A 20,042-nucleotide genomic window follows, 5' to 3' on the forward strand; every position below is an offset into this window, starting at 1 on the left:
GCACCAAGATACTGTGACTTTGCTGCTCTGCCGAGTTTTGGTCAGCCTTCGGGCTGTCCCAGCATTGTCATTGGTGGTGCGGACTCTCAAGCGTGAGGTAAGGGCAATTCGTGGATGCCTTGGCGCATACAGGCGATGAAGGACGTGGCACGCTGCGATAAGCTGCGGTGAGGTGTGAGCAACCTTTGACCCGCAGATTTCCGAATGGGGAAACCCACCTATCCCGTTTAACTTCGTATCGAGGCAACTCGGTACGACGCTAAATGGGGCTAGGTATCACATAGCTGAATACATAGGCTTCGTGAAGCGAACCCGGCGAACTGAAACATCTCAGTAGCTGGAGGAAAAGACATCAACCGAGATTCCGTTAGTAGTGGCGAGCGAACGCGGACCAGGCCAGTGCCTGAATTTCAACTAGCAGAAGCCTTTGGAAAGAGGTGCCATAGCGGGTGACAGCCCCGTATGCGAAAGTGAGAATTCAGGACTTGAGTAGGGCGGGACACGTGTAATCCTGTCTGAACATAGGGGGACCACCCTCTAAGCCTAAATACTCGTATGCGACCGATAGTGAACTAGTACCGTGAGGGAAAGGTGAAAAGCACCCCGATGAGGGGAGTGAAACAGTACCTGAAACGGATTGCCTACAAGCAGTTGGAGGGTCCTTGAGGCCTGACAGCGTACCTCTTGCATAATGGGTCTGTGACTTAATGTATCAAGCAAGCTTAAGCCGTTAGGTGTAGGCGCAGCGAAAGCGAGTCTGAATAGGGCGCCAGAGTTTGATGTATTAGACCCGAAACCCGGCGATCTAGGCATGACCAGGATGAAGGTGCGGTAACACGCACTGGAGGTCCGAACCGATTAACGTTGAAAAGTTACCGGATGAGTTGTGTTTAGGGGTGAAAGGCCAATCAAGCCGGGAAATAGCTGGTTCTCCGCGAAAACTATTGAGGTAGTGCCTCGAGCGAATACCGTAGGGGGTAGAGCACTGGATGGATGCGGGGGTCGCGAGACCTACCAACTCTAACCAAACTCCGAATACCTACGAGTACTACTCGGGAGACAGACGGCGGGTGCTAAGGTCCGTCGTCAAAAGGGAAACAGCCCTGACCTACAGCTAAGGTCCCCAAGTCATCACTAAGTGGGAAAGCATGTGGAACTTCCAAAACAACCAGGAGGTTGGCTTAGAAGCAGCCATCCTTTAAAGAAAGCGTAACAGCTCACTGGTCTAAATAAGAGGTTCTGCGGCGAAGATGTAACGGGGCTAAAGTGATGCACCGAAGCTTAGGGTGTGGCGTAAGCCACGCGGTAGCGGAGCGTTCCGTAAGCCTGTGAAGCGATCTGGTAATGGGTCGTGGAGGTATCGGAAGTGCGAATGCAGACATGAGTAGCGATAAAAAGGGTGAGATGCCCTTTCGCCGAAAGACCAAGGGTTCCTGCGCAAGGCTAATCCGCGCAGGGTGAGCCGGCCCCTAAGACGAGCCCGAAGGGGGTAGTCGATGGGAACCACGTTAATATTCGTGGGCCTGGTGGTGTGTGACGGATCTCGTGTGTTGTTCTCCCTTATTGGATTGGGAGGGCTTCGAAGAGGTTCCAGGAAATAGCCCCACCGTATAGACCGTACCCGAAACCGACACAGGTGGTCAGGTAGAGTATACCAAGGCGCTTGAGAGAAGTGTCCTGAAGGAACTCGGCAAATTGCCTCCGTACCTTCGGAAGAAGGAGGCCCTCATCGTGCGCAAGCATTTTGAGGGGGCACAGGCCAGGGGGTAGCGACTGTTTAGCAAAAACACAGGGCTCTGCTAAGTCGGCTTCAAGACGACGTATAGGGCCTGACGCCTGCCCGGTGCCTGAAGGTTAAGTGGAGGGGTGCAAGCTCTGAAATGAAGCCCAGGTAAACGGCGGCCGTAACTATAACGGTCCTAAGGTAGCGAAATTCCTTGTCGGGTAAGTTCCGACCTGCACGAATGGCGTAACGACTTCCCCACTGTCTCCAGGACATGCTCAGCGAAATTGAATTCCCCGTGAAGATGCGGGGTTCCCGCGGTTAGACGGAAAGACCCCGTGCACCTTTACTGCAGCTTCAGAGTGGCATTAGGAAAGAACTGTGTAGCATAGGTGGGAGGCTTTGAAGCGTTGGCGCCAGCTGACGTGGAGCCATAGGTGAAATACCACCCTGTTGTTTTCTGATGTCTAACCTCGATCCATGAAACTGGATCAGGGACCCTCTGTGGCGGGTAGTTTGACTGGGGCGGTCGCCTCCTAAAGAGTAACGGAGGCGCGCAATGGTGGGCTCAGGACGGTTGGAAACCGTCTGTTAGAGTGCAATGGCATAAGCCCGCCTGACTGCGAGACTGACAAGTCGAGCAGAGACGAAAGTCGGTCATAGTGATCCGGTGGTCCCTCGTGGAAGGGCCATCGCTCAACGGATAAAAGGTACGCCGGGGATAACAGGCTGATAACCCCCAAGAGCTCATATCGACGGGGTTGTTTGGCACCTCGATGTCGGCTCATCACATCCTGGGGCTGGAGCAGGTCCCAAGGGTTTGGCTGTTCGCCAATTAAAGTGGTACGTGAGCTGGGTTCAGAACGTCGCGAGACAGTTTGGTCCCTATCTGCCGTGGGCGTCGAAATTTGAGAGGAGTTGACCCTAGTACGAGAGGACCGGGTTGAACATACCTCTGGTGTACCTGTCGTTCTGCCAAGAGCGCAGCAGGGTAGCTATGTATGGACGGGATAACCGCTGAAAGCATCTAAGCGGGAAGCCTCCCTCGAGATAAGATTTCATAGAGCCGTCAGAGACCATGACGTTGATAGATCGGATGTAGAAGCGCGGTAACGCGTGGAGCTAACCGATACTAATTGCTCTATTCGCGCTTGAGAGTCCCACCATCAATGACAATCCTGGGTAAAACCAGCATGTCGCAGATGGCGGATGATCAATTGCAACGCCTGATTGAACAAACACCATCATCACACAGGTAAAGCGTGCATCGATTTTAAGATCATAGAACCCCTTTGCTGTTCACCGGCTCCATTGCTTGGTGGCTATAGCGTCAGTGCCCCACCCGATCCCATCCCGAACTCGGCCGTGAAACCTGACTGCGCCGATGGTACTATCACTTAAGTGATGGAAGAGTAGGTCGTCGCCAGGCATTGAAGCCGGTGAGCAGCGTAGCGGTCCCCTGATCCACAAGAACCCATTCACATGTCACCTACCCTTTCGTTCCGCGGCCCCGCGGAACTGGCGCGGGGTGGAGCAGCCCGGTAGCTCGTCAGGCTCATAACCTGAAGGTCACAGGTTCAAATCCTGTCCCCGCAACCAAACTCACATATACCAAACCGTCTCAGGTCCGCCCGGGGCGGTTTTTTTGTGCCTTTTTTCTATGGCTTACGCCCGAGTCGCGCGCCACCAAGTCGGCTCACCAGATCCCCCGGAATGCCACTACGTCGATTTGCATTTGGGGGTATTTTGGGGGGTAATCTCCGCACACCTCAGCGGAGTACCCCCAGATGGCGCTCAAGGAACTCGAAGTCCGCTACGCGACCAAGCGGCAGAAGGACTATAAACTCGCCGACGGCGAAGGCCTGTATTTGCTCGTCCGGCCCAATGGCTCGAAGCTCTGGCGGATGAAGTATCGGTTCGACGGCAAGGAAAAGCTGCTGTCGCTTGGCCGCTATCCCGATCTTAGCCTGGCAGAGGCGCGGCTACGCCGCGCTGAAGCCAAGGTTGCGCTTGGGCAGGGCAGGGATCCCGGCGCTCGGGCTGCGTTTGCGCCGATCACGACGTTCGAAGCCGCGGCGCGCGCCTGGCATGAGAACCGGGAGGCCGTTCTCGATCCGGGCCATGCTTCTCGGTTGCTGACCAGGCTCGAACGCGACGCATTCCCTGCGTTTGGGGCTCGCGATCTGCGCTCGATTACCAGCGCCGACGTGCTGGCGATGGTGCGCACGGTCGAAGCGCGCGGCGCGCTCGACGTCAGTCGCCGGCTCAAGCAGCACGTCAGCCAGATCTACCGGTTCGCGATTCCGCACGGTTGGGCCGATGTCGATCCGGCCGCGCATCTCTCCGATCTGCTCAAGCCCAAGCCGCGCGTGCGGCACATGGCCCGGATCGGCATGGATGAACTGCCTGAACTCGTCCGAGCCGTCGAAAACTATGATGGCGAGGAAAACCCCAAGCGTCGCGCCGTGACGCGCGCCGCGCTCATGTTCACGCTGCTCACCTGGGCGCGCACCAACGAAACCCGGCTCGCAACCTGGGACGAGTTCGAGGGGCTCGATGGCCCTGAGCCGCTCTGGCGGGTGCCCGCCGACAGGATGAAGATGGAGCGCGAGCATCTCGTGCCGCTTTCGAAGCAGGCGATTGCGGTTCTGACGGGGCTAGGCGCTGTCAGTCGATCCGGGTTCTTGTTCCCCGGCGACAAACTCGGCCAACCGATCTCGCAGAACACCATGATCTATGGTTGCTATCGCATGGGCTATCGTGGCCGTCAGACCGTTCACGGGTTCCGCGGTATCGCGTCCACCTGGGCGAACGAAGCCGAATGCTATCGGCCCGACTGGATCGAACTCGCGCTTGCGCATGCCGAGCGGGACGAGGTGAGGGGTGCGTATAACAGCGCGCTGTATCTCACGCCACGTCGGCGCATGCTTGCGGACTGGGGGGGCTTCATCGCCGCGCTTACGACGCCTACCGCGACCGGTGAGTGCGTCGCCGATATATGGCCTGAGGTGGCGTAAGGTTAATGCTTGGGATTCCCGGGATTTTGCATGACAGGGCTGCTTTTGTAGGCCCAGTCAACACCCGGACTTATTCCGGCTATAGTCTGTCGGGTTCTGGGCAAAAAAAGCTCGAATATGGCTCACTAAGCGAACCCGGGCGATCGGCAACTGGCGACCAACTTGAGCCATTCCAATGCCACCACATGGCGTCCGGATCCCTGGCGGAAGCGGTCATTTTCTTGCTATCGAGCGGCGCGGCGGTAATGGTATCGACCGCGTTGGTCCGCAAAAGTGATCGGTGGACTCCGCGTTGCTGGATTGATCTTGCGCCCCGAGCGAAAAATGCCAACACTCAGGGATGGCGAACGGGCAAGTGAACGACACAGAGGGCACTGGGACGAATCCGCGCTTAGCAATTTTGCGCCGTGATGTTGACCGTAAGATCATTCAGCCGTTGCAACAGCACGGCTGGACCGCAGTCATCGATCAGGAAGTCGAACACGGCGAATATCTGATCCTGTCGGCTGAGCGAGCCAGCACCAGTCACCGGATTGCAGTCTTCTATACCTCGGCCACGGACAATGCCTCATATCGGCGAGCAGCGGCGGTGGTCGAGCATATCTTCTTCAACGGCGCGCCGTACATGGTCGAGTCCTTTGCTGGCGGCATCAACAGACCAGTGGAGCCGATCGACGCATTTCCGGCTCTGATGTTTGGGTGGAATGCAGCCACCACTCAGGGAAAATTTGCGCCGTCCAACGAGCAACTGGCGAACACGTCAAGGCCCGTGACACGGCGTGCGTTTCGAATGCTGGTATCGGAACAGCCGATAGATTCGATTTGGCTTCGGCTGCGTCAGCTGCAAAGTGTGACTCTTGCAAAGCGTCTGATCGAGGATCGCGCTCTCCGCGCCGGGCTCGAATTGGATTCCAATACGATTAAATCAAAGGCAGACGGGTTGGCCTATGCACTGCGCAACGCAAGTGATTATTTTCAGGCCTCGGACCACCGCAACGTCAGCCAGCGCGTTCTCAATCTCTACTATGGCACCTTGGCGTTCGCGTTCGCTGAGATGCTTGCTTTGCCAAACGGCGCGATTAGTGTCGCCGACCTTGAGAAGAGCACGAAGCAGGGGCACGGCCTTTATACTGCCGACGGCCAAGCAGACGGGTTAGAGGATCTTGTTGTTGGCATCATCTCGAGCGGTTTCTTTCCAGTATGGATGCGAGCCATGGGCATGGACATGGCGCATGTGCCCGCCAAAAAGCCTCGCCAATATTCAGATCTCTCTGCCATGGCGGAAGCACCTTGGACGACCACGGAACGCTTGTTCGCGGTCATTCCGGAGATAGGCGACCTTTACGCCGACATCTTTCCTGGCGCGGCAGCTTGGTTAGAGCCGCGCGGCGACATGGAGGCCAACATTGCGGGCGGAGCATTGGCGTCGGCCAAACTCGGCCGCAGCTACATCCGGCTCGTCGATGAGTTTGGTAGGCTAAGCCTTAGCGATATTGCGGAATTTTCCGGTCCCATTAGCGAGATCAGCGAAGTGGATTCGAAAGGGGACGGACGTCACTTCCGGGTGCTGGTCGACCATGTCGGCAAACCGAATGCGTGGGAGGCACTCGATCTTCATAATAGCCCATTCAAGCGCTCAGCACTCATCAAGCCGGTCCTTGCCGGCGTTACGGCGTACCGTGCGAATTGCCTTGTACTCCTATACACTCTCTCAATCGTGGTTCGCTATCGCCCCGGATTGTGGCGGCGGGTGCAAGAGGGCGATCTCGATCATCTCCGCGTCTTGATTGAAGCCTTTTTGGTGGTAGTGGAACGAATCCTGCCAGAGCAGTTCCTGGAGAGCGTGTTGGGTCAACGCATCTACGCGAAGCAGCCGGGTGGTTTTTGAGCCCGACCTACGTCCGGCTACGACCATCATGCGCCGTTCCGATGCGGATTCGGGAATGTCGGCTCTCGCAGGAACCGGCCATTCGAAGGTTTGATAGCCGGCGGGCAGCAAAGCGCCCCATAATTCGGTTGTTCTCGACAAACAGCTTAATCACCGGAAGCGGTCGGCGCCTCCCAAGGTTACGGTGAAGTTCCAGCTGTGACCTGTTGCCGGGTGGGTGACAGGAAGAATCAGCGCCGCTGCTGGCTTTTTGTCCGGTCCGTCGGCAATGACGGTTGGCGATGCCGCGACCCACTCCCCCAGCGCCCAACTCGACCGACGACGCCATCCTCGACGATCTGGCGGACGCGATGCTCGCGGAGGCAACCTCGGAAGCATCCAATCGCATCTTGTCCGCCACCGGGTTCGCCTCGGAGAACATCTCGATCGTCCATCAGCAGACGCGGACCGCCAACCTCGCCTGGGCGCTGACGCGCCGTGGGAAGGTGAGGGCCGGCGACGTCGTGGCCGTAGTCGGCGGATCGTTCTCGGGCATGATGGCCGCTGTAGCGCTGGCGCTTACCACGGGCGCGATCGTCTACATCTTCGAGAAGGGCCCACACCTGCTCCCCCGTTTCCGTGATAAGGGCCACCGCCACTTATCGCCGCTGCTAAATTCCCGTGGCCTGGGCGAACATTACGACCCGAGCTACGCGCGCCCGACATTCCGTTCACCGATCTTCGCTTGGGACAAGGGGCCGGCGAGCGAGGTTGCCGCACAGTGGCTGCGGGAGTTCGCAGACTACGACCGGGCGCTACCGATCTTCACCGTCTGCAACACGCCCGTCGGCCGGGAGAACCTGAAGCCGCACGCCACAGCCGTCGAGATCGCGTGGAATCCCGCGACGTCGGTGCGTGTGCCGATCACGGTGGACTTGGTCATCGACGCCACCGGCTTCGGCGAGGAGGCGAACCCGCACGGCCTGATCGACTTCAGCTACTGGGAGTCCGGCCACCGTCTGATCTACGACCACGTCGGTGCGCCGGCCGAGGTGCTCATCTCAGGATGCGGCGACAGTGGCGTGATCGAGGCGCTGCACTACGCGCTACGGGACTTCAAGCACGAGGAGGTGGAGGCGTTCTGGCCGCCTTATCAGAGCTTCGGTCTGGTTTTGGACCAACTGGTCGACCGCGCCCGGCTACCTGACATTCTTCAGGCCGAACCTAACACTGACTTCGACGATCCGCTCGTCTCAGAGGTCTGCTGGTGGCTGGACATCAGCTACCACCTTAGGGCGAATCCCGATCCGGTTTGGCCGCTCGACAGCGAACCGCACATCAGGCCAATCTTCGAGGCAATCGGCAAGGCGCTAATAGGTGATCTCGAAACGGCCTTTCCAGGCCGACGGGTCGCCGATCTGACATACGAGGAACTTGAGGATTTCGCGAAGGAGCTTCCCCGCGACCGCCAGTTCTACGTGCGTGACGCGGCCCGGCCGGTGATCGAGAATTGGATCAGCCGCAGGCTGGAGCAGGAGATCGGCAACATCGATCTGCCTTCCAACATGCCACAAATCCACGCGCTTGAGCGAAAGGGAGTGACCCTGACTCTCAACGGATTGACGCCGACACCCTACACGCGCCAGCTTTCGCCGTACAACGTCTGGGTGATGCGCATCCTGATGAGTTTCCCGAACGTGCGCTACCTTCAGGGCGCGATCACATCGGTCGCATTGCGGCCCGACCGGCGATCCGGAAAGACTAAATCAGCGACTGACGGCCCATGTGCCTGCGGCGACCAACTGGCGCGCCGCTACGGGCGGACGCTAATGAGCGTTCCTGTTGTAAGCCGTCTGCGCAGCATCTTCACCTGGATGACTTTCAGCTTCGGACGTCGTCTCGTCGCAGGATTTGCGGACGGCAACCGGCGCGGCTTCGACCGGCTGTTGACCCGTTACGGCGCAGGCGGTGGCGTTGCTGTTACGACCGCGGCGCGGCGCGACACGCTCGCCGGCGACGTCCTGCTGACCACCCCGCACTACACTGCGATCGATCCTCGGGACGGCAAGGGGAAGTACTGGTTCCCGGTGCGGGAAAGTCTGCTCGCCGGGCTTGACGCGCTCGTGCCAGTGCAATCGTCCGGCTTGGACATCTCCAAGCGCCATTATATCCAGAGACTTGTCTACGGAGCGGACGCCGTTCCCGCGGCCGCCGGCCTGCCGGCCGACCCTCAGGCGGCGCTCGTCGCTCATCTGCGCAGCGGCAAGCGCCCGACCTACGGGACGGATGCACTGACGCAGCGCGCGATACTCTAAGAAGTTCGCGCTGCCCGCGGCAGCGTGCCAATTGCGACCAAGTGGGTCCGCAACCACCCGCCGTGCAGATGGCCTGGTTTTAGACAGTCTACGATGCCGGTCGGGTTGAGCGTTGAACGTCAGCTTATGGAGGAACAAGCCCTTCGACCCGTCACATGCGAATGACGGCTTCGTCCCACGAACGGCCGGCAGCAGTCGACCAGAGCCGGTCATTCAAATCAGCTTCGGTCAACGTCTGGTGCTGACGGAAGCTGCCGATCGGGCTGCGCGGAGCGGCCGGTCGGCAGTCCGCCCGGTATCGCCGCTCCCATGTCATATTTGAAGTCCCAGAAGCTGTCGTAGTAAGCGCTCACGGTACTGCCGGATCATCCGCTCAATCAGCTTTGGTCTGTCGGAACCTCGGTCTATGGACGCTGGCGGAGGGCACGCATTTGAGAATTGCGATTGTCGATGAAAGTGCTGCGCGCGCAGCCGTGATCGAGGAAGGTCTGCGCGATGCTGGCCTCAGCGATGTCACGATCTTCGTCGATCGCCGCGGCATAGCCGCACGGCTCGAGTCGTTGTCGCCCGACGTCGTGCTGATCAACCTGGCGAATCCGCACCGCGACGAGCTCGAGGAATCGTTCGCCTTGTCGAAGGCCATGGCGCGGCCGGTCGCGATGTTTGTCGACCAGAGCGACGTCGCCGGGATCGAGGCGGCGATCGATGCGGGCGTGTCGGCCTATGTGGTCGACGGGCTGAAGAAGGAGCGGATCCGTCCGATCCTCGAACTCGCGATCCGGCGATTCCGGGCTTTTTCGCGGCTGCGCACCGAACTCGACGAGGCGCGCAGCGCGCTCGCGGAGCGCAAAGCGATCGACGAGGCCAAAGCGCTGCTGATGAAGAAGCGTGGGATTGACGAGCCGGCGGCTTATGCCGCGCTGCGCAAGGCGGCGATGGATAGCGGGCGGCGGATCGGTGATGTCGCAGACGCGATCGTCACTGCCAACCGGCTGATGGGGGACCTATGACGACCACGCCGTTCCGCATCGGTTTCCTGCCGCTGGTCGACGCCGCCTTGCCGATTCTCGCGCGCGAGCTTGGCTTTGCCGAGGCCGAGGGGATCGCGCTCGAGCTCGTGCGCGACATGAGCTGGGCGACGGTCAACGACCGGCTGCTTTATGGCCATAGCGATGCCGCGCATCTGCTGGCGCCGCTGGCGATTGCCACGACGCTAGGGCTGGGGCGGCCGGCGACGCCGCTGTCGGTGCCGTTCGTGCTGGGGCTCAACGGCAATGCGATCACGCTGCGGCCCGATCTTGCGGCGCAGATTACGGCAGTCGGCGCGCCGGGCGATGTTGCGGCGATCGGCGCGCGGCTGGCCGAGGTTGCGCGCGCGGCGCGGGAGCGTGGAGCGCCGCTGCGCTTCGGTGTCGTGCACCGCTATTCGAGCCACAATTACATGCTGCGCTATTGGCTGATCGGTTGCGGGATCGACCCCGATCGCGACGTCTCGATCGTCACCGTCGCGCCGCCCTTTGCTGCGGACGCGCTCGCTGCAGGCGAAATCGACGGGATCTGCGTTGGCGAGCCGTGGAACAGCGTCGCGGTCGACCGCGGTGTCGGGGTGATCGTCGCGGTAACCTCGCAAATCTGGCTGCGCGGCGTCGAGAAAGTGCTGGCGATGCGCACCGCGCGGATGGAGGAGCATCCCGAGCTCACGCATCGGCTGCTGCGCGCGCTGTACCGGGCTGGCGTTGCTTTCGTCGATCCGGCGCGGCGCGAGGAGATTGCCGCGATCCTGGCCGGCCCCGACTATCTCGACGGGTCAGCGACGCTGATCGGCCATGCCATTTCGGACCGCATCGTCTTCGCGCAGGGCGCTGCGCCCATCGACGTGCCCGACTTCATGTTCCAGCATCGCGAGGCGGCCAATTTCCCCTGGGTCAGCCAGGCGGCGTGGCTCTATGCACAGATGTGCATCGCGCATCACGCGACCCCGAACCCGACCGATTATGATGCGGCGCAACGCGTTTTCCGTCCCGACGTTTATCGCGCCGCGCTGCGGCCGCTGGGCGTGCCTCTGCCGGGGGCAAGCTCGAAGCTTGAGGGTGGCATCGTCGAAGCGCTTGGCGTCGGCACCACGCAGGGGCGCTTGATTCTGGGTGCCGACCGATTCTTCGATGCGCGAAGCTTCGATCCGGCTGACCTAACGGGCTATCTGGGCGGATTCGAAGCATAGACCACCGCGCTGCAAAAAATTGTTGCGTTGCGGCGCAAATCGAGGCAGCTTTCGGTCATCGCCGAGACGCTGCAACGGGGTAGCATCTTCGGCATCACCAAAAATCTGGCAAAGTCGCCGTCGCGTCTCGCATGATCGAGCGCCGCGGCGGCTTTTTTGCGTTTGCTCGAGGGGAATCGGGACGATGGCGCAACTGCAGACAGAGTTTGACGCGGGGCTGGTGGGGACCAGCGCGCGACCCAAGGCCAAGCCCAGCGTAGCGGGCGGCACCGGCTTCTGGCAGAGCGGGCACCGCCCGACGCTGATCGCTGCCTTCCTCTATTTTGATCTCGCCTTCATGGTGTGGGTGCTGCTCGGTCCGCTCGCGCCGATCATCGCCAAGGAGCTATCGCTGTCGCCCGCCGAGAAGGGGCTGATGGTCGCCGTGCCGACGCTCGCCGGCGCGGTGCTGCGGCTCGTCAACGGGCTGCTGGTCGACAAGATCGGACCGAAGAAGACCGGTGCGATCGCGCAGATCATCGTCATCGTTGGCCTGTCGATCGGCTGGCTGTTCGGGGTCAACAGCTTCGCGGGCACACTCGCGCTGGGCGTCGTGCTCGGTTTTGCTGGTGCAAGCTTTGCGGTCGCGCTGCCATTGGCCTCGCGCTGGTATCCGGCCGAGCATCAGGGCAAGGCAATGGGCATCGCCGGCATGGGCAATTCGGGCACCGTACTCGCCTCATTGTTCGCGCCGCTGCTAGCCAAGGCGTTCGGGTGGAACGCGGTGCTGGGGCTCGCGGTGATCCCACTGGCGATCGTGTTCGTGCTCTACATGGTGATGGCGAAGGATTCGCCGAGCCAGCCCGCGCCCAAGCCGTTCACCGCCTATCTGTCGGTGCTCAAGGAAGCCGACACCTGGTGGTTCATGCTGTTCTACGGCGTCACCTTTGGCGGGTTCGTCGGGCTTGCCGCCAGCCTGCCGGTCTATTTCACCGACCGGTTCGCACTGACCCCAGTGATGGCGGGCTATTGCACCGCGGCATGCGTCTTCACAGGATCGCTAGTGCGGCCGATCGGCGGCGCGGTAGCGGACAAGATCGGCGGGATCAGCACGCTGACCGCGGTCTATCTGCTGGCGGCGCTCACGCTCGTCGCGATCAGCACCGCGCCGGCTTCGCTGGCCGTCTCGCTCGGGCTGTTCCTGCTGGTGATGGCGACGCTCGGCTTCGGCAACGGCGCGGTGTTCCAGCTCGTGCCGCAGCGCTTCCGCAGCGAAATCGGCGTGATGACCGGGCTGGTCGGCTTTGGCGGCGGGATCGGCGGCTTTTACCTCGCTTCCTCGCTTGGCTTTGCCAAGCAATGGACCGGCAGCACCTCGCCCGGCTTCCTGATCTTCGCCGGGCTCGCGGTCGTCGCCTTGCTCGGGATCCTCAAGGTCAAAAGCCACTGGCGCGGCAGCTGGACCGCGGCGAACGGAGCGCGGATCTGATGCGCGCGCTGTCGCTCCTCGCACTGGGAGGGCTGGTGGCGACACCGGCCCTCGCCGACCCGCTCGAACTTACCCCGCTGATCGATGCGCGGCTGCGCTACGAACATGTCGAGCAGGCACCGCTCGCCAAGGATGCCGACGCGGTCACGCTCAGGCTCCGCAGCGGGTTTGAGGCGAAGCTCAGCGATTTCAGCTTTCTAGCCGAAACCGAGGCAACGCTGGCGATCAACCCGGCATACAATAGCGGGGTCAACGGCAAGACCGCTTACCCGATCGTGCCCGATCCGCAAAATGTCGAGCTCAACCGGCTGCAGTTGCAATATCGCGGGCTCAAGCAGACCGTCGTCACCGTCGGGCGGCAGGCGATCAATCTCGACGACCAGCGCTTCGTCGGCGCGGTCGCGTGGCGCGACAATGAGCAGACCTTCGATGCGGTGCGCGTCGAATGGGCGGCGATCAAGAACCTCAAGGCCGATGTCACCTATGCGAACAACGTCCGCACAATCTGGGGCATCGACGGCGGCAATCGCTTTGGTCCGGCGCGGTTGGGCGAGATCGGCGGCGACAACGTCTTTGCCAATCTGGCTTACAAGAGCAGCATCGGTACGCTGACGGGCTTTGCCTATCTGGTCGATCAGGACCAGCGGCAGGTGTTGGTCAATTCGAGCCAGAGCTATGGGGGCCGTTTCGTCGGTGCCTATCCGCTCAGCAAGACGGTCAAGCTGAGCTACCTCGCGAGCTTTGCGTCGCAGCGCGACTATCACCGCAACCCCAACCGCTATCATGCAGACTATTATGCCGGCGAACTCGGCATCGCCGTCAGGGCGCTGTCGCTAACCGGCGGGTATGAAGTGCTCGGCGCGGACAAGGGTGTTGCGGTCACCAGCTTCCAGACCCCGCTCGCCACGCTCCACAAGTTCAACGGCTGGGCCGACAAGTTCCTCGTCACCCCGCCCAACGGTCTGCGCGATGCGTATGGCTCGGTCGGCTATGGCTGGAAGAAGGTCGCCGGGCTAGACGCGATCGGCCTGATCGCGAGCTACCATCGCTTCGACAGCGACCGGCTCGGCCAGCATTATGGCAATGAGGTCGACGCGCAGCTCAGCGTCAAGAAGGGCAAATACACCGCGCTCCTCAAATATGCCGACTATCGCGCCGATCGCTTCGCGACCGACACCAGGAAACTCTGGCTCTCGCTGGATTGGGCCTTTTCATGACCAAACCGCATCTTATCGTTATCGGCAACGGCATGGCAGGCTGCCGCGCAGTCGAGGAAATCCTCGCGCGCGATGCGGACCGCTATCGCATCACGATCTTCGGCGCCGAGCCGCATGTGAACTACAACCGCATCATGCTCTCGCCGCTGCTCGCCGGCGACAAGGCGTTCGATGACATCGTGATCAACGATCTCGCCTGGTATGCCGACAATGCGATCGAACTGGTGGCAAGCGACCCCGTCGTCGCTATCGACCGCAAGATCCAGACCGTCACCGCGCGCTCGGGCCGGGTCGAAGCCTATGACAAGCTGATCCTCGCGACCGGTTCGGACCCGTTCATCATTCCGGTGCCAGGGCATGACCTGCAAGGCGTCGTCACCTTTCGCGACATGGACGATGTCGGCGCTATGCTGCGCGCGGCGGATGCCGGCGGAGACGCGGTGGTGATCGGTGGCGGGCTCCTCGGGCTCGAGGCCGCGCATGGCCTGTCGCTGCGCGGTATGAAGGTCACCGTGCTTCATATCATGCCGACGCTGATGGAGCGCCAACTCGACGAAGCGGCCGGGTGGCTGCTCAAGGAAGCGCTCGAGGCGCGCGGCCAGACGATCCTGACCGGTGCCGACACCTCCGAAATCTACGGTCAGGGCAAGGTCGAGGGTGTGCGCCTCAAGGACGGACGCGACATCCCCGCATCGCTGGTGGTAATGGCGGTCGGCATCCGTCCCAACGTCAAGCTCGCACGTGCCGCCGGGCTGGCGATCGGGCGCGGCATTCATGTCGACGATCATCTCGTCACCTCGGACGCCAACATTCTCGCGGTCGGCGAGTGCGTCGAGCATAATGGGCTCGTCTATGGCCTCGTCGCGCCGCTGTGGGAGATGTGCCGCAGCCTTGCCGACGGACTCGTGGCGACGCCCTCGGGCTATACCGGCTCGGTTACCTCGACCAAATTGAAGGTCTCGGGGATCGACGTCTTCTCGGCGGGCGATTTCTCGGGCGGCGAAGGGTGCGAGGACATCGTCATGCGCGATGCGGCGCGCGGCATCTACAAGCGCGTCGTGGTCAAAGACGACCGCGTCATCGGCGCGGTGCTCTATGGCGATACGCAGGACGGAAACTGGTATTTCGACCTGCTCAGGAAGCAGCAGGACGTCGCCGAAATCCGTGACGCGCTAATCTTCGGCCAGGCGTTTGCCAGCGGAGGAGCGGCATCGGCAAACCCTAATGCGGCAGTCGCGGCTTTGGCGGACGACGCCGAGATCTGCGGCTGCAACGGCGTCAGCAAGGGCAAGGTGGTCAGCGCGATTGTGGACGGTGCCTGCACCCTCGATGCAGTGCGCGCCTGTACCAAGGCCTCGGCCTCGTGCGGGTCGTGCACCAATCTGGTCGAAGGGCTGCTCGCGGTCACCTTGGGCGACGCGTTCGACGGCGAGCGGGCCGCGCCGACCGTGTGTAAATGCACCAGTTTCACGCATGAAGACGTCCGTCGACTGATCCTCGAGAAAGAGCTCAAGGCGATCCCGCAGGTGATGCAGGCGCTGCACTGGACGACCCCCGACGGCTGCTCGTCATGCCGCCCCGCGCTCAATTACTATCTGCTGTGTGCGTGGCCAGGCGAGTTCGTCGACGACAACCAGTCGCGCTTCGTCAATGAACGGATGCACGCCAACATCCAGAAGGACGGCACCTATTCGGTCGTCCCGCGGATGTGGGGCGGGGTCACCAACCCCAAGGAACTCCGCGCGATCGCCGACGTCGCCGAGAAATACGAGGCGCGGATGGTCAAGGTGACCGGCGGCCAGCGGCTCGACATCTTCGGGATCAAGAAGGAGGATTTGCCCGCGGTGTGGGCTGATCTCAACGCGGCCGGAATGGTCAGCGGCCATGCCTATGCCAAGGCGCTGCGCACCGTGAAGACCTGCGTCGGATCCGAATGGTGCCGCTTCGGGACGCAGGATTCGACCGGTCTCGGGATCAAGACCGAGCAGATGACCTGGGGCAGCTTCATGCCGCACAAGTTCAAGATCGCGGTGTCGGGCTGTCCGCGCAATTGCGCCGAGGCGACGATCAAGGATTTCGGCGTGATCTGCGTCGACAGCGGATACGAACTGTCGATCGGCGGCAATGGCGGGATCAAGCTGCGCGGCACCGATTTCCTGTGCAAGGTTGCGACCGAGCAAGAGGCGCTCGATTATTGCGCGGCGTTCATCCAGCTCTACCGTGAGGAAGCACGCTATCTCGACCGCACCGCGCCGTGGGTCGAGCGCGTCGGGCTCGACTATATCAAGCAGCGCATCGTCGAGGATGTGGAGGGCCGCGTGGCGCTGACTGCCCGCTTCCACCATTCGCAGCGCTTCATGCAGGACGACCCGTGGGCGAAGCGCGCGGCGGGCGACGACTACAAACTCCACCAGCATCTCGCCGAAATCCGCCCTCTCGCGACGCCTTCGCTGGTGGCCGCGTGAGCGCGGTCGGCGAATGGCTGGACATCGGTCCGGTCGACCAGCTTCCCGCGCTCGGTGCGCGGACGCTGCCAGTGCGTGGCGGGCGCGAGATTGCGATCTTCCACACCGCCACGGGCGAGGTCTATGCGCTCGCCAACCAGTGTCCGCACAAGCAGGGGCCGCTCAGCCAGGGAATCGTCCACGACACCACGGTGACCTGCCCGTTGCATAACTGGCGAATCTCGCTGGTGACGGGCGAGGCGCTGGGCGAGGACAAGGGCTGCGTGCCGGTGATCCCGGTCAAGATCGACGGCGGCCGCATCCTGATCGGCCGCGCAGCCGCGCTGGAAGGCGTGGCTTGACCACGGTCAAGACCACTTGCGCCTATTGCGGCGTCGGTTGCGGCGTGCTCGCCACGCCCACCGGCGCACGCTCTGCGACGATCGCGGGCGACCCGGCCCATCCGGCGAATTTCGGCAAGCTGTGCTCCAAAGGCACGCATCTCGGCGAGACGATCGGCCTCGAAGGCCGCTTGCTCCACCCGATGATCGGCACCCGCCAGGCCAGCTGGGACGATGCGCTGGACCACGTCGCGCAGCGCTTCGCCGCGACGATCGCCGAATATGGCCCCGATAGCGTGGCGTTCTACGCCTCGGGCCAGATGCTGACCGAGGATTATTACGTCGCCAACAAGCTGATGAAGGGCTTCATCGGTACCGCCAATATCGACACCAATTCGCGCCTGTGCATGGCGAGCGCGGTGGCGGCGCATGTCCGCGCGTTCGGCGAGGATGTCGTGCCGTGCAGCTATGATGATCTCGATGCCGCCGATCTGATCGTGCTGGTCGGATCGAACACCGCCTGGTGCCATCCCGTGATCTGGCAGCGGATTGAGGCGGCGCGGGCGGCGCGCGGCACCAAACTCGTGGTGATCGACCCGCGCCGCACCGAGACCGCCGAGCGCGCCGACCTCCATCTCGCGATCGCCCCCGATAGCGACGTCGCACTGTTCACCGGACTGCTCGCACACATGCGTTCGAGCTGGCGGCTCGACGGCAAGGCGCTGGCGGAGCGCGTGCACGTTCCCGACGGCTTCTGGAAGTCGCTGCCGAAGCCAGATGTCGCGCGAGTCTGCGACATCACCCCCGCCGACCTGCAGGCGTTCTACGATCTGTTCGCGGATCACCCGCGCACGATCACTCTGTTCAGCCAGGGCGTGAACCAGTCGACCAGCGGGACCGACAAGGCGAACGCGATCATCAACCTTCATCTCGCCACCGGCCGTATCGGGAAACCCGGCGCGGGGCCGTTCAGCATCACCGGCCAGCCCAATGCGATGGGCGGTCGCGAGGTCGGCGGACTCGCCTCGACGCTCGCCGCGCATATGGGATTCTCGGATGCCGAGCGCGACCGCGCGCAACGCTTCTGGCACTCGCCGACGATTTGCCCCGGTCCCGGTCTGAAGGCGGTCGACATGTTCGAGGCGATGGCCCAAGGCAAGATCAAGGCGGTGTGGATCATGGCGACCAACCCCGCTGTGTCGATGCCCGATGCGCGCATGGCGCGCGTTGCGCTCGCCAACTGCCCGTTCGTCGTCGTGTCGGACTGCATCACCGAGACCGATACGCTGCGCTTTGCGCAGGTGAAGCTTCCCGCGCTCGGCTGGGGCGAGAAGGACGGTACGGTTACCAATTCCGAGCGCCGCGTGTCGCGCCAGCGCGCGTTCCTGCCCGATCCGGGCGAGGCGCGCGCCGACTGGTGGCAAATCGCCGAGGTTGCGCGGCGCATGGGCTTTGCCGGCTTCGATTTTCCGAGCGCCGCGAGCGTCTTCCGCGAATTTGCCGCGCAGACCGGGTTCGAGAATGATGGCGCGCGGCTGCTCGACATTTCCGGCCAGGCGGCGATCTCCGACGCCGACTATGCCGGCATGGCACCGTTCCAATGGGGCGGCGCCTCGCCTTTCGCCGGGCGCGCTTTCCCGACCCCCGACGGCAAGGCGCGGCTCGTTCCCGTCGTCCACAACCCGCGCGACGATGCCAGCCGCGCCTATCCCTTGCGGCTCAACACCGGCCGCTACCGCGACCAGTGGCATACGATGACGCGCACCGGGCTGTCGCCCAAGCTGTCGCAGCACCGCCGCGAGCCGCTGGTCGAGGTCCATCCCGATACCGCGCAACGTCTCGGCCTAGCCGACGGAGCGCTCGCCCGGGTCGAGACGCCGAACGGCGCGAGCATCTTTCGCGTGTCGATCACGCCTGAGCAGCGCCGCCGCGAACTGTTCGTGCCGATCCACTGGACCGACCAGACCAGCGCCGGCGGCCGCGCGGGGCTGCTGCCGGGACAGGATCGTGATCCGATCTCGGGCCAGCCCGGCTTCAAGAACACCCCCGCACGCGCCGGATCATACAAGCCCGACTGGACCGGCTTCCTCGTCTCGCGCGAGCGGCCGGGCATCCCGGATTGCGCATATTGGACACGAATCCGCACCGCGCACGGTTGGCTGGTCGAACTGGCGGGCGAAGGCGATCCAGCGGCGATGACCGCGCTGATACCCACGGGCGAGCGCGCCGAGATGATCGATGCGCGCCGGGGCGTGGTGCGCTCGGCGGTGATGGCGGAGGGACAGTTGCAGGCGGCGTTGTTCGTCTCGCGCAGCGCCGGCCTGCCGCCACGCGACTGGTTGCTCGATCAACTTGGCGTGCACGATGCGTCGTCGTTCGAAGTGCTTGCCGGGCGCCCGGCTACGCCGGTGCCCGATCGCGGGCCAATCGTCTGCGTGTGTTTCGACGTCGGACTCAACACGCTGCTCGGTGCGATCAAAGGGCAGCGGCTGGTGAGTGTCGAAGCGGTCGGCGCGGCGATCAACGCCGGCACCAATTGCGGGTCGTGCCGTCCTGCCATCGCGAAACTACTGTCCGTCCAGGAGAGTGTCCATGTCTGAACTGATCGCACCCGGCGACGTCTGGCTGGTCGGCGCCGGCCCGGGCGACCCCGATCTGCTCACGCGCAAGGCCGAGCGGCTGATCGGTGCGGCGAGCATTGTCTTCTACGACGCTCTGGTCGGGCCGGGGGTGCTCGACCTGATCCCGCCGCACGTCCGGCGCGTCTCGGTCGGCAAGCGCTCGGGCCGCCATTCCAAGACCCAGCCGGCGATCGACGCACTGCTGGTCGCCGCGGCGCGCGCCGGGGAGCGGGTGGTGCGGCTGAAGGGCGGTGATCCGTCGATCTTCGGCCGCTCGACCGAGGAAATTGACGCGCTTGCCCGCCACGGCCTTCGCGTGCGGATCTGCCCCGGCATCACCGCGGCGAGCGCCGCAGCGGCCAGCGCCGGCGTGTCGCTGACGCTGCGCGGATCGGCGCGTGAACTGCGTTTCGTAACCGCCCACGCGCGTGCTGGCGAGCCGCTGGATCTTGACTGGGCGGGGCTTTCGGATTCCTCCGTGACCCTAGCCTTTTACATGGGGCGAGGTGCGGCGGCAGATATCGCCAGCCAGCTTATTGCAAACGGCCTCGCGCCGGTCACCCCGGTGCTCATCGCAAGCGATGTCAGCCTTCCGTCGGAACGTCTCGTCCATACCCGACTCGATTTGCTGGCGCTGGTGATCGATCGTGCCTCGGGTGCCGGCCCCGCGTTAATCTTGGTCGGAGAAGCAATGCGCGCCCAAACCGTGCCGAGACTTGTCCGGGCTGCGTACGAGGCTAGCGGCAGCGGCACTCTCGCCGTCGGTATGCTCGCAGTGTCGTCAGCAGCGATTTGATCACTCGATGGC

Annotated in this window: 11 protein-coding genes, 1 tRNA gene and 2 rRNA genes; all 14 read left to right on the forward strand. The window is 62.7% G+C overall.

Annotated elements, in window-relative coordinates; translation table 11 throughout:
• The first annotated feature begins 87 nt into the window (after positions 1 to 87).
• The 14 genes from H4W01_RS00365 (at position 88) to cobA (ending at position 20,030) form a co-directional block, all read left to right on the forward strand.
• Positions 88 to 2,879: ribosomal RNA gene (locus H4W01_RS00365) — 23S ribosomal RNA — on the forward strand.
• Between the two features lie 158 nt (positions 2,880 to 3,037).
• Positions 3,038 to 3,152: ribosomal RNA gene (gene rrf, locus H4W01_RS00370) — 5S ribosomal RNA — on the forward strand.
• 93 nt (positions 3,153 to 3,245) lie between these two features.
• Positions 3,246 to 3,322, forward strand: a tRNA-Met gene (locus H4W01_RS00375).
• A gap of 188 nt (positions 3,323 to 3,510) precedes the next feature.
• The gene (locus tag H4W01_RS00380; RefSeq protein WP_209609364.1) at positions 3,511 to 4,740 is read left to right on the forward strand and encodes a tyrosine-type recombinase/integrase; all 1,230 of its coding nucleotides are present in this window, start codon (positions 3,511 to 3,513) and stop codon (positions 4,738 to 4,740) included.
• A gap of 355 nt (positions 4,741 to 5,095) precedes the next feature.
• Positions 5,096 to 6,628 (forward strand): YaaC family protein, encoded by a 1,533-nt coding sequence (locus H4W01_RS00385; protein ID WP_209609366.1) that lies wholly within the window; start codon positions 5,096 to 5,098, stop codon positions 6,626 to 6,628.
• Between the two features lie 281 nt (positions 6,629 to 6,909).
• Positions 6,910 to 8,922, forward strand: a complete 2,013-nt coding sequence (locus H4W01_RS00390; protein ID WP_209609368.1) for an FAD/NAD(P)-binding oxidoreductase — start codon at positions 6,910 to 6,912, stop codon at positions 8,920 to 8,922.
• 431 nt (positions 8,923 to 9,353) lie between these two features.
• A complete protein-coding gene (locus tag H4W01_RS00395; protein ID WP_209609369.1) occupies positions 9,354 to 9,932 on the forward strand; it encodes an ANTAR domain-containing response regulator in 579 nt (192 codons plus the stop codon).
• Positions 9,929 to 11,143, forward strand: coding sequence for an ABC transporter substrate-binding protein (locus H4W01_RS00400; protein WP_209609371.1), 1,215 nt, complete (start codon positions 9,929 to 9,931; stop codon positions 11,141 to 11,143). The genes H4W01_RS00395 and H4W01_RS00400 overlap by 4 nt, the downstream gene beginning before the upstream one ends.
• A 184-nt stretch (positions 11,144 to 11,327) precedes the next feature.
• Positions 11,328 to 12,611 (forward strand): nitrate/nitrite transporter, encoded by a 1,284-nt coding sequence (locus H4W01_RS00405; protein ID WP_209609372.1) that lies wholly within the window; start codon positions 11,328 to 11,330, stop codon positions 12,609 to 12,611.
• Positions 12,611 to 13,828, forward strand: a complete 1,218-nt coding sequence (locus H4W01_RS00410) for an alginate export family protein (protein ID WP_209609375.1) — start codon at positions 12,611 to 12,613, stop codon at positions 13,826 to 13,828. Before H4W01_RS00405 ends, H4W01_RS00410 begins: the two co-directional genes overlap by 1 nt.
• On the forward strand, positions 13,825 to 16,293 hold the full coding sequence (gene nirB / locus H4W01_RS00415) for a nitrite reductase large subunit NirB (protein WP_209609377.1): 2,469 nt from the start codon (positions 13,825 to 13,827) through the stop codon (positions 16,291 to 16,293). The genes H4W01_RS00410 and nirB overlap by 4 nt, the downstream gene beginning before the upstream one ends.
• Positions 16,290 to 16,634, forward strand: coding sequence for a nitrite reductase small subunit NirD (nirD, locus tag H4W01_RS00420; protein WP_209609379.1), 345 nt, complete (start codon positions 16,290 to 16,292; stop codon positions 16,632 to 16,634). Before nirB ends, nirD begins: the two co-directional genes overlap by 4 nt.
• Complete coding sequence (locus H4W01_RS00425) at positions 16,631 to 19,213, forward strand: molybdopterin-dependent oxidoreductase (protein ID WP_209609381.1); 2,583 nt, start codon at positions 16,631 to 16,633, stop codon at positions 19,211 to 19,213. The genes nirD and H4W01_RS00425 overlap by 4 nt, the downstream gene beginning before the upstream one ends.
• On the forward strand, positions 19,200 to 20,030 hold the full coding sequence (gene cobA / locus H4W01_RS00430) for a uroporphyrinogen-III C-methyltransferase (RefSeq protein WP_209609383.1): 831 nt from the start codon (positions 19,200 to 19,202) through the stop codon (positions 20,028 to 20,030). Before H4W01_RS00425 ends, cobA begins: the two co-directional genes overlap by 14 nt.
• The last annotated feature ends 12 nt before the right edge of the window (positions 20,031 to 20,042 follow it).

Origin of the sequence: Sphingomonas sp. PL20, assembly GCF_017875905.1 — a bacterium.
Lineage (GTDB): Bacteria > Pseudomonadota > Alphaproteobacteria > Sphingomonadales > Sphingomonadaceae > Sphingomonas > Sphingomonas echinoides.